The organism is Aequitasia blattaphilus (genome assembly GCF_024721305.1).
Taxonomy (GTDB): Bacteria; Bacillota; Clostridia; order Lachnospirales; family Lachnospiraceae; genus Aequitasia; species Aequitasia blattaphila.
This window is the reverse complement of the sequence record NZ_JAMXOD010000039.1, coordinates 1-10,567: the sequence shown is the minus strand read 5'-3', so window position 1 is coordinate 10,567 and position 10,567 is coordinate 1. Positions and strand designations below refer to the sequence as shown.

Annotated in this window: 8 protein-coding genes; 2 read left to right on the top strand and 6 right to left on the bottom strand. The window is 42.0% G+C overall.

The genetic code is table 11. The features are described from left to right. Window positions 1-237 precede the first annotated feature (237 nt). From NHH15_RS14985 to NHH15_RS14960, 6 genes are all read right to left on the bottom strand, one after another. The gene (locus tag NHH15_RS14985) at window positions 238-2,292 is read right to left on the bottom strand and encodes a LacI family DNA-binding transcriptional regulator (RefSeq protein WP_262067459.1); all 2,055 of its coding nucleotides are present in this window, start codon (window positions 2,290-2,292) and stop codon (window positions 238-240) included. Between the two features lie 159 nt (window positions 2,293-2,451). Beyond that, complete coding sequence (locus NHH15_RS14980; RefSeq protein ID WP_262067458.1) at window positions 2,452-3,627, bottom strand: Gfo/Idh/MocA family protein; 1,176 nt, start codon at window positions 3,625-3,627, stop codon at window positions 2,452-2,454. A gap of 26 nt (window positions 3,628-3,653) precedes the next feature. Beyond that, entirely contained in the window at window positions 3,654-4,616 is a 963-nt protein-coding gene (locus NHH15_RS14975) for an ABC transporter permease (protein ID WP_262067457.1), read from the bottom strand. Continuing rightward, window positions 4,597-6,093, bottom strand: a complete 1,497-nt coding sequence (locus NHH15_RS14970; RefSeq protein ID WP_262067456.1) for a sugar ABC transporter ATP-binding protein — start codon at window positions 6,091-6,093, stop codon at window positions 4,597-4,599. Before NHH15_RS14970 ends, NHH15_RS14975 begins: the two co-directional genes overlap by 20 nt. Before the next feature lie 21 nt (window positions 6,094-6,114). Continuing rightward, window positions 6,115-7,260: a substrate-binding domain-containing protein gene (locus NHH15_RS14965; RefSeq protein WP_262067455.1), complete on the bottom strand. Its 1,146-nt coding sequence runs from the start codon at window positions 7,258-7,260 to the stop codon at window positions 6,115-6,117. 26 nt (window positions 7,261-7,286) lie between these two features. Continuing rightward, window positions 7,287-8,162 carry a sugar phosphate isomerase/epimerase family protein gene (locus NHH15_RS14960; protein ID WP_262067454.1) on the bottom strand — a complete coding sequence of 292 codons (876 nt, stop codon included), beginning with the start codon at window positions 8,160-8,162 and terminating at the stop codon, window positions 7,287-7,289. A gap of 173 nt (window positions 8,163-8,335) precedes the next feature. On the opposite strand from NHH15_RS14960, the gene NHH15_RS14955 reads away from it, so the two are divergent. Together NHH15_RS14955 and NHH15_RS14950 are read left to right on the top strand one after the other, a co-directional pair. After that, entirely contained in the window at window positions 8,336-9,250 is a 915-nt protein-coding gene (locus tag NHH15_RS14955) for a sugar phosphate isomerase/epimerase family protein (RefSeq protein WP_262067453.1), read from the top strand. Window positions 9,251-9,261: 11 nt separating this feature from the next. Next, on the top strand, window positions 9,262-10,440 hold the full coding sequence (locus NHH15_RS14950; RefSeq protein ID WP_262067452.1) for a levoglucosan dehydrogenase: 1,179 nt from the start codon (window positions 9,262-9,264) through the stop codon (window positions 10,438-10,440). The last annotated feature ends 127 nt before the right edge of the window (window positions 10,441-10,567 follow it).

Genomic DNA, 10,567 nt, shown 5'->3' with positions numbered 1-10,567 from the left:
GGCTTCCGTAACTTTGAACGATTTCGCAACCGAATATTACATTGTGACTAAGATTTAATCACATTTGGTGGTAGGTTTTATTTGTGTATCTAAAAATAGGCATATGCCCATGAAACATTAAAAACGGCTCTATGCCTGAGCCAGAGCAGGATGCGTTAGCATCCCACCCCAACACTTGACATAGAGCCGTAAAAAAAAGACGGAGCCTCTAGATAAAGGCTCCATTTTTATATATTATTAATCTTCTTCTGTCGTTACATAATTTGGATTTTCTTTAAAAGCTTGAACTAGCTCCGCGCTTGGATTCTCCTTAAAAATGCGTTTCCATGATTTCAACAAATTATCCGGCGTAACGCTAACCGGTTCAACCCCAATAAAAGAAGGAGTCTTTTTTCCCAACATCGCGTTTCCTGCTGCCCAGGCAATTGCTTGTCCTTGTTCATAAGGACATTGAGCACTCAACATTTTTATCATACCGCCTTTTGCCATATTCAGCGCATCCGCGCTATCCAAATCGCTGGTAATAATGGCAACTTCTGAACGTCCCATATCCGACAACGCCGCTAGCACTTCCATCGCCGGTCCATCCCAAGACACGTAAAACGCTTCCACTTCTGGATATCGATTTACAAATTCACAGGTTTTCTTATAAACTTCTTCTTCATTTGTAAATTTTAAATCTTGGCACAGGTGTAGCTCGGGGTACTCTTCGCTCATTACCTGCTTTGCCGCATTATCCCGCTGATTAGTTGCATAGAAATTCGCATCATAAATAACCATGCCATAATTTTTTAAGTTATGTTTACTCATGTATTCACCTAACCCATGCCCCATGTTTTGGCCATGAGATCGTTCATTTACAGAAACACAAGTAACATAATCATCCGGCGTCAAACCGTCGGGGACATTAGTAATCAAAACTAGTTTCGAATCACTGTCAACGACCCGCTTAAACGCAGCGCTAGTCTTTTGATTATCCGTTGGAATAGCAATAACAATATCGGGTTTTAATATCTGAAGACTGTCTAGCTGCCGACACTGCAACTCTGAATCAAAATGAGCATCCGTAACTGAAATCAGCGAGATTCCTAAGTTATCAAAAACGTCTCTAATCCCTCTTTGGTGTAATTCCATCCATGCTTTTCCCGCATAATGAAAACAAATCGCTGCCGTGAGCTTCTTCTGTCTCAGAGCTTCCACTTCACTCTCCGACAAAATTATTTCTCCTGCTTGAGCCGCCCTTTCCCCAAAGGGACCACGACCTATACCACCTGTAGATGAACGCACCGCAATTTGCGTACCTAGTTGGTGATGCTGGTAGATATTTTTGTTTACAGGCAAATTCGCATATTCTTGATTCTGCACCCTTTGCAGTAAGGTCGCCACAGCTAGTCTTCCGGTTTCTTCCACATCTTGTTCAATCGTCGTAATCGCCGGTGAATGCAAGGGTGCCCATTCAAAGTTATTAAAACTTACAATTGATATCTCATCTGGGCATAAGATATTATGCGCTTCCACATATTTCAGAAGAGGCACAACCACCGCGTAATTAGCTGCAAAAATCGCTGTGGGCATCTCCGCTCCGCTCAGCAACTGGTCAAGCGTATCAAAAACCTGTCGTTCATTTTCCAGCGAAGAAAACACATAGTTTTCTCGGTATGATATACCATATTCTTCAAGGCATTTTTTATATCCATCTAACCGCATGGACGAACGCTCTTTGCCACTACCAAGAAAAGCAATTCTTTCATGCCCCTTATTTATAAGATGTTTCACCGCCTTAAAGGCTCCACCCGCCGTATCCGACGAAATCACATCCGCCAGATACCCTTCTACCTCATGTCCAAGAACAACAACCGGCACCTTGTGCTTACCTAAGATTTGCCTCAGTAAGATATTGTTATCATCAGGAAAAACGATAACACCTGAGACCGAGTCCGATTCCAACAACGGTTTTATAAATCCTTCTATCGCCGCCACATCGTCAATGCATTTCATGGCAATCGGTGTATACTCCGTATTCTTCAAATGTAATTCAACCTGTCTCTCTACTTGGCGCTGAAAATTACTTCCTTGATCAGTAAGGAGAATCAAGATATATTTCCCCACTTCTAAGGGCACTTTTTTAGAAGTTTTTTTAATTACAAAATTGGGTGGGTGATCCAATTCCGCGATCGCTCGCTCAACGCGTTCAACTAGCTCTGGACTCACGAATCTGGTTTTATTTACGACATGGGATACAGTCGAGGTCGAAACATTAGCCTTTTTAGCAATATCATTAATCGTTGCCATATATTGATCCTCGCTTTTCTGATTTTTATCATCACTTATCACTCATTATATAATTCACACAAGGCAAAGTCAATTTCACTTGCGCAAATTTGTTTTCTTCTTTTTTGGCAAACAGAGCCTGCCAAACGGCAGACTCCATCCCACAAAACTGTTCCTTGGTTAATCGCGAACCTTTTCCCACTTCTTATTTTCAGCCGACTCCGCAACTGCTTCACATACTCTTTCAATTCTGTATCCCACTTCAAAGCTCGTCGATGGTTGATACCCCTCGGCAATCGCTTTAACAAATTCATACATTTCAATAGCTTTTAACTCACCGTAACCTATGTTCATACCCGGGATATTCCAAGTCGCTTCACCGTGGAAGTGAGCCGGACCTGTATAGATCGTCTTGAACCCGCGCCGATCATCCGGATCCTTTGCAAAACAAACCTGTAACTCATTTAATCTTTCATAATTAAAGGCTAAAGATCCCTCCGTACCGTGTAGCTCAATGGTGATAAAGTTGTTGCGACCCCAAGCATTTCTAGTCGCCTCGATACTTCCCACAGCACCACTCTTGAATTTGACCAAGAAGGAGTTTTCATCATCTACGTCCACCACTTGGCGAGGAGCATCTGCTCCAAGCTTCACTGTGCCAAGTAAATCAACGCCACCTTCTTGAACTGGCCTTTCTTTAATATACGTTTGCATCATTGATACAACCTCATCGATATCACCTGCAAGATATTGGGCAATATCAACCACGTGAGAAGTAATATCTCCTAGTGTACCCGCGCCAGCAATGTCCTTCTGAAATCTCCATGATAGCGGTGAATCCGGATCTGCGGACCAACTCTGTAAATATGTACATCTAATGTTTAGAATCTTTCCAATCGAACCTTCATCGATAAACTTTTTCGCCAAGTCAATAGCCGGCACTCGGCGATATTGATATGCATTCATACTTACAATGCCTTTATCAGCAGCCACCTTCGCAGCTTCAGCCATCGCTTTTGCATCTTCAAGTTTAGATGCTATCGGCTTTTCGCAAATCACGTGCTTTCCTGCTTCAAGAGCAGCAATCGCCACCTCTGCATGAGCATTGTTCGGGGTACAAATACTAACCACATCAATCTCTGGATCGTTTACAATATCGTGCCAATCTGTACAACAACGTTCAAACCCAAATCTTTCTTTGGCCTCTTCGGCAATTTCTGGAACGATGTCACACACTGTTTTAAAAACCGGCATTGCTGGAGCTGGCCAAAATAGTTTAGGCATATTTGAGTAACCAACCACATGCGCTTTTCCCATAAATCCCGCGCCAACTAATCCAATGTTTAATTTCTTCATTTTTATTCTACCTCCTAATTTATAAACTAATTATTCTTTTTTCTTTGAGTCAAATTACTAATCGCTACGGCGATAATGATAATTGCTCCCTTTACCATTGTCTGTTGAGCCGAGCTTAGCCCTGCTAAAATAAGAGCGTTATTTAGAATTCCCATTAAAATCGAACCAAACAAGGCGCCGACAACCGACCCTGTACCACCAGCCATGGAAGTCCCACCTAAAACAACCGAGGCAATTACTGACATTTCATCGCCTTCTCCATAAGAATAACGTCCTGCTTGCATCCTGCCTGCGTACATCAATCCTGCAAAGGCGGCAAAAGCTCCTGACATGGTAAAAGCAATAATTTTTACTCGTGCCGTTTTGATACCACTATAGATTGCCGACATTTCATTACCGCCAGTCGCAAGGGTATGTCGACCAAAAGCTGTCTTGTTAAAGAGCAAAACTCCGACAATATAGAATAAAATCGTCCATAGCACCAAAACCGGTATCCCCATTACATCGCCAATTCCAAATACTTTATTAAATGTTGTATTAGTAATCGGAACCGCTGCCGTATCGGTAATCCACATCGCCCCACCACGAACGATTTGCATCATTCCCAGGGTAGCCAGAAACGCCGGGAGTTTGAGTTTAGTCACCAAAATTCCATTGATAAATCCTACACCACAGCCAAATCCTAAACCAACCAGAATCGCCAAAAGAATACTATTTGTCGATTGGATAACCAAGGATACGAACATAGCAGTCATCGCTGTAATTGACCCCACCGTTAAATCTATTTGTCCTGCTGCCATAACGAAAGTTCCCGCTACTGCCATAATCGATATCATCGCTGTCTGCCTTAGAATATTGATCAGGTTATTAGGATTCAAAAAACCTTCGTCACTTAGTATAATTGCGAACAAGATAAACACAGCAACAAAGATGATGTATACCATATATTTATCCCATTCAATATTTTTCTTACTTTTGTTGAATTGCATGTTGAAGTTCCACCTCCGTATTCATATCTCGTCTATTAAGCTCACCCGTAATCTTTCCATCATATAGCACAATTATTCGATCACATACCGCCATGAGCTCAGTTAACTCCGAAGACACGAACAGCACGCCTTTTCCAGTGTCCGCAAACCCACGGATTAAATCGATTATTTCTGCTTTAGCACCAACGTCTACACCTGCGGTCGGCTCATCTAACATCATCACTTCCGGGTGAACGTTTAACCACTTGGCAATGACTATTTTCTGCTGATTACCACCCGAAAGCAGGTTTATTCGCTTGTGAATGCCATCGGTTCGAACATTTAACTCGCGAACGTTATCCTCCGCCAGCTTATTCGCTCTTTTTTCATCAATAAAGATACCTTTCGTTCGTAGCTTTCCTACAATTGGTAGGATTGCATTCGCTTTAAGAGAATGTATCAAGACCAAGCCTTTCTTTCTCCGATCCTCCGGAATCAACGCCAATCCTTCCCGAACTGCATCTTTGGTACTCTTAAGGTTTAATTCTTTGCCTTTAAGTTTGATAGAACCTGCTTGTTTTTTCGTAAGTCCAAATAGTGTTTCTAAAATCTCTGTACGACCGCTTCCCATCAAACCTGCAAATCCCAATATCTCCCCCTTTTTCAAGGAAAAGGAAATATCTGATATCTTCTCATTCACACGTAAATGCTCAACGGTCAAAATATCTTCGCCTTTCTCGTCATACTTTCTTTCAACCCAGTCGAATTTTTTATTAGCCGCGCCACCAATCATATGCGTGATAATACCGTCTAAATCGATATCCGCTATCGCACCAGTATGCACCACTGCGCCATCTCGAAGCACGGTAAGTGAGTCAGCAATCTCCATGATTTCACTCATTCTGTGAGAGATATATACTATCGAAACACCCTTTTCTTTTAGTTCTTCAATCATCTTAAAAAGTTGACGCGTTTCCGCCTCCGATAAAGAAGCTGTCGGTTCATCAAAAACTAAAATCTTCGCATCCTTGGCAACTGCCTTGGAAATCTCAACCATTTGACTCAATCCCACGCTTAATGAGTCGACTTTCGTTTGGGGATCCACTTCGATCCCCAGCTCTTCCAGCACTTCTTTAGCTCGCCTATTCATGAACTTAGCATCACGAAAGCCGTTTACTACAACTTCATCACCTAGATAAATATTCTCCGCCACCGTCATAGTTTGTACTAAGGAAAGTTCTTGAAAAATCATGCCAATACCATATTTCCTTGCATCGTGAGTATTATGGATATTCTTCTCGCTTCCCTCAACCAGAATTCTTCCCGCATCTTTCGTATAAACTCCGGTCATAATCTTCATAAGCGTCGATTTTCCTGCACCGTTCCCGCCAATTAACGCATGCACTTCACCCTTCTTTAGTTTAAAGTCCACATCTTTTAAAACCGGTACACCGAAACTCTTGTTAATACCTTGCATTTCTAATACATATTTCGCCATATCTATCTCCGCTTCTCATTTCTATTTTGCTGCGTCTTTAAGCCAGTCCGGTGCCTCTACATGAAAAACATCCGTATACCCTTCTAAAATATTGCTTTTCTCTACCCGTTTTGCCGCAACTGCCACGTATGGAGGCGTTTCTTTCCCTAACAGGGCGTATGCTGCTAGCGTAGCCTCGGCAACACCTTGGTCGTACGGAAGTTGTGCACCAACACCCAAAACATTACCTTCAGCAATCTCTTTTGCAATATTGTTTCCTAAATCTATAGTGCTTAGATATACATCTTCACGCCCTGCTGCTCTTAAAGCTGACAGCACTCCTTCAGCCGGAATATCCCAGTGTGCAAAAATAGCTTCAATGTTAGGGTTCTGCGTCAACATAGCATCAGCAATTTCCGCACACCCATTTTCATCCGTAAAACCTAATTTAGAAACAATTTCAATATCAGGATACTGCTCTGCCATTTGCGCTTCAAAAGCTTCTAAGCGTTGATTAGTCACAAAGTAGTCTGCTTCATAGTAAATAACACCTACTTTTCCTTTGCCACCTAACTTTTCACCAATCAAATCTGCGGCAATTAATCCATTTCCGTAATTGTCCGCCGAAACACAGCTCACATAATCTGAACCAGCTTTCATTCCCTTTGCAATGTTATCCATGAACACAATTTTGATACCTGACTCTGCCGCCTTCTTGTATGCGTCGGCAGTCGCAGTTGCATCCGTCGGTAAACTAACTAAAATGTCCGGTTTCTTCGCCATAATCGTTTCGATATCAGACACCTGCTGCTCTGCTGAAAAGTTTGCATCCGTTGTGGCCACAATCTTTATCCCTAGTTCAGCAAAAGTATCCGTTAACCCTTTCACCTGAGATGTTGACCAGTCATTACCACCATAATGAAGCGCAACCGCTGCTGTGTAGTTCCCTTCTCTTACCTGAGCCTTCTCTTCTTCTGTTAACTCTAACTCCGATGCCGGTGAGGCCACTTCTCCATTAGGACTAGTAGATAGAATCTCCCCTGTACCTGCCTTACTCGACGATGCCGTCTCTGTCTGCGGACTTTCTTTCCCTGCATCATCAGATGAGTCCGAATTTTGACCACAGCCAATTAATAACGACATCATTAAAACCACACACATCAAACCTGCTACCACTCGCTTTTTCATACTTTTCTCCTCACTTTCACTTTGAATTAAAATAATTTTCCTTTTAAGAAATCATAAGAAACCCGACACGCTTCTAGCGGATCACCTGCGTAGCCATCTATCTCCACCAGATAATCGCCTTTATAACCCTTCTCTTTTAAATAATCCAAGATACTTACAATATCGATACGTCCCGTTCCCAAGGGTGCAAAGCCATTGTCATCAAGATCCTTCAAATGCATGAAAGAAATGCGATCATAATATTTCTTCACTATTTCTAAAGGATTCCCACCGCCAGCTGCAAGATGAGCAAGATCTGGGCAAATTGCAATATTAGTAACATCAAATAATTTATCGATTTGATCTGGGCTTTCCGCCATCGATCCTAAATGCGGGTGATAACTCGCCTCAAGATCATAAGCGTCAAACACCTTTCTCGCCTCATCAAGTCCCGCACCTAGCAATTTGTAATCGCCATCTTGGATCCCTTTGCCACGAATAGCCCCACCACATAAAGCGATATAGGTAGCTCCGACTTCTTTTGCTGCTTTCGCCACAGCTTCCATATGATACATTTCATCCTCGAGGGCATCTTTATAGATGAAATTAGCTCCTACACACACACTCATCAATTCTGCATCATACTTCATTAACATATCTTTTAAAACTGCGAGATCTCCACTATATTTAGTTAAATTCCCTTCTAAAACCTCGATACTTTTAAATCCAACTTCCGTAATCTGCTTTAGAATCTGTTCATCATCCCCCATTGTTAAATAGCGGATATCCTTTACACTAGTTACACCAGCGCCATCTCCTACTAGAGGGCCAAACGCATTCGTCATATATCCCAATCTCATATCTTTATAATTTTCCTTTCTTTTTTTCTTTAATTTGCGCAAATTTTTATTTTCATAAATCATACCTTGCTTTTCTTTATTTGTCAATGCTTTTTAATAGATAAGGATAATTCTAACGTTTTTGTAGCACTTTGCACAAACAATCCTTGTTGACTTTTCGCATTTTTTGCCTCATAATTAAATCAGATAAAAATTTGCGCAAATAAATAAAGTTATTTTATCGAAAGGAGTTTATAATGAAATTAGGTTTTATCAGTTCTATTTTAGATACTTGTTCATTCAAAGAAGTAATCGATACCGCGTCCTCAATCGGATACGAATGTGTAGAGGTCGCTTGTTGGCCAAAGGAAAAAGCAACTAGGCGCTACGCTGGAGTTACTCATATAGATATTTCTGAACTTACTCCGGAGTACATTGCCGATATAAAAGCTTACTGTCAGAAAAAAGAAGTGGAAATTTCTGCACTTGCCTACTATCCAAACACTATAACCGATGATATGACCGAGCGCGCCAAGGCCGTCAAGCACCTCGAGGCCATGATTATGGCTGCCCCGAAACTAGGTGTCGACACGATAACCACCTTTATTGGCCGCGTCCAAAATTTGACCATCGAAAGAAACCTGGAGATTTTTAAAGAAATATGGACACCTCTAATCAAGCTAGCAGAGAATCAAAACGTTAGAATCGCTATTGAAAATTGCCCGATGCTATTTGGTCCTGATCAATGGCCCGGCGGACAAAACCTTATGTCTACACCAGCAATATGGCGCAAAGCGTTTGAACTCGTTCCTAGCCCAAACTTCGGTCTCAATTACGATCCATCGCACTTTGTATGGCAAAATATCGATTACATCAAGCCTCTTTACGAATTTAAAGATAAGATTTTTCACGTCCACTACAAAGATATCAAGGTTTATCAAGATCGGTTAAACGATGTCGGTTCCTTGGCATATCCTTTAGAATTTATGTCGCCGAAGCTACCTGGACTCGGGGATGTGGATTGGGGAAAGTATGTCTCTGCGTTAACCGATATCGGTTATGACAGCTACACCTGTATCGAAATCGAAGACAAAGCTTTTGAAACTACTCACCAAAAGGTTTTAGACTCTTTAAACCTTTCATACAACTATATGAGACAATTTGTAATCTAGGAGGATATATTATGGAAAAGATGAATATTGGAATGGTTGGTGCCGGCTTTATGGCTAAAGCGCACTCCATAGCTTACGCGGGAATGCCTATGTTTTTTTGGCCCGCTCCCGCAATACCTGTTAAAAAGATTATCGCTGATGTTAATGAAACCCTTGCAAAAGAGGCAAAGGAAAAATTTGCCTTTGAGACTTACACCACCAATTGGCAAGATATCGTAAACGATCCAAGTATCGACGTTGTTGATATCTGCACCCCCAATAATACACATGCCGAAATCGCTATTGCTGCTGCAAAAGCTGGAAAACACATCCTTTGCGAAAAACCGCTATCACTTACTCCAAGCGAAGCAAAGGATATGTACATTGCTGCTCGCGACAACAAAGTAACGACCATGGTCGCTTTTAATTATCGTCGCACGCCCGCCGTTCAACTAGCGAAGAAATACATTGACGAAGGTGCTCTTGGCGACATTCTTGACTTTCGTGGCACCTATCTCCAAGATTGGTCTGCCGATCCTTCTTCGCCACTGTCATGGCGCTTCCAAAAGGATATCTGTGGCAGCGGCGCGCTCGGAGATATCGGTACTCACGTTGTTGACATGTTACGCTTCCTTGTTGGTGATTTTGCTAGAGTTAACGCTCGCACAGCCACATATATCAAAGATCGGCCCATTCAAAACGCCGGAATAGATAGTTTGGGAAATGTGAAAGCAGACAATACTACTCCTCGCAAACCCGTGGATGTTGACGACCAGTGTATTTTTATGATTGAGTGCAAAAACGGAGCTTTTGGTAGCATCGAAGCTACCCGAAACGCTTGGGGACGAAACAACTATATCACCTTCGAAATCCACGGCACGAAAGGTTCTGTATATTTCAACTATGAGCGCCGCGACGAGCTTCAAGTATGCTTTGCTGATGACAAATCCGATCGTCGTGGATTCCGCACCGTATACACCGGTCCTAACCATCCTTATGGCGACGGACTCTGGCCAATTCCCGCTTTAGGAATCGGCTATACCGAGACAAAAATTGTAGAAACCTACGACTTTTTTAAAGCAATTACAGAAAACAGCGAAACATCGCCCAATTTCCGAGACGGATATGCAATAGAACTGATTTCTGATGCTATTTTGACCTCCGCCCGCACTCGTTCTTGGGTTGAAGTTCCTGAAATCGAAGAGAATTAAATCAACTGTTTACAAAACAAAAGGGCTCTATACTAAATGTTGGGGTGGATGATTTATAAAATCATCTGCGCCAGCATTTTCTTTATAAAAAATGCACTTATAACACAAAACTGCTAAAATGTTGTTG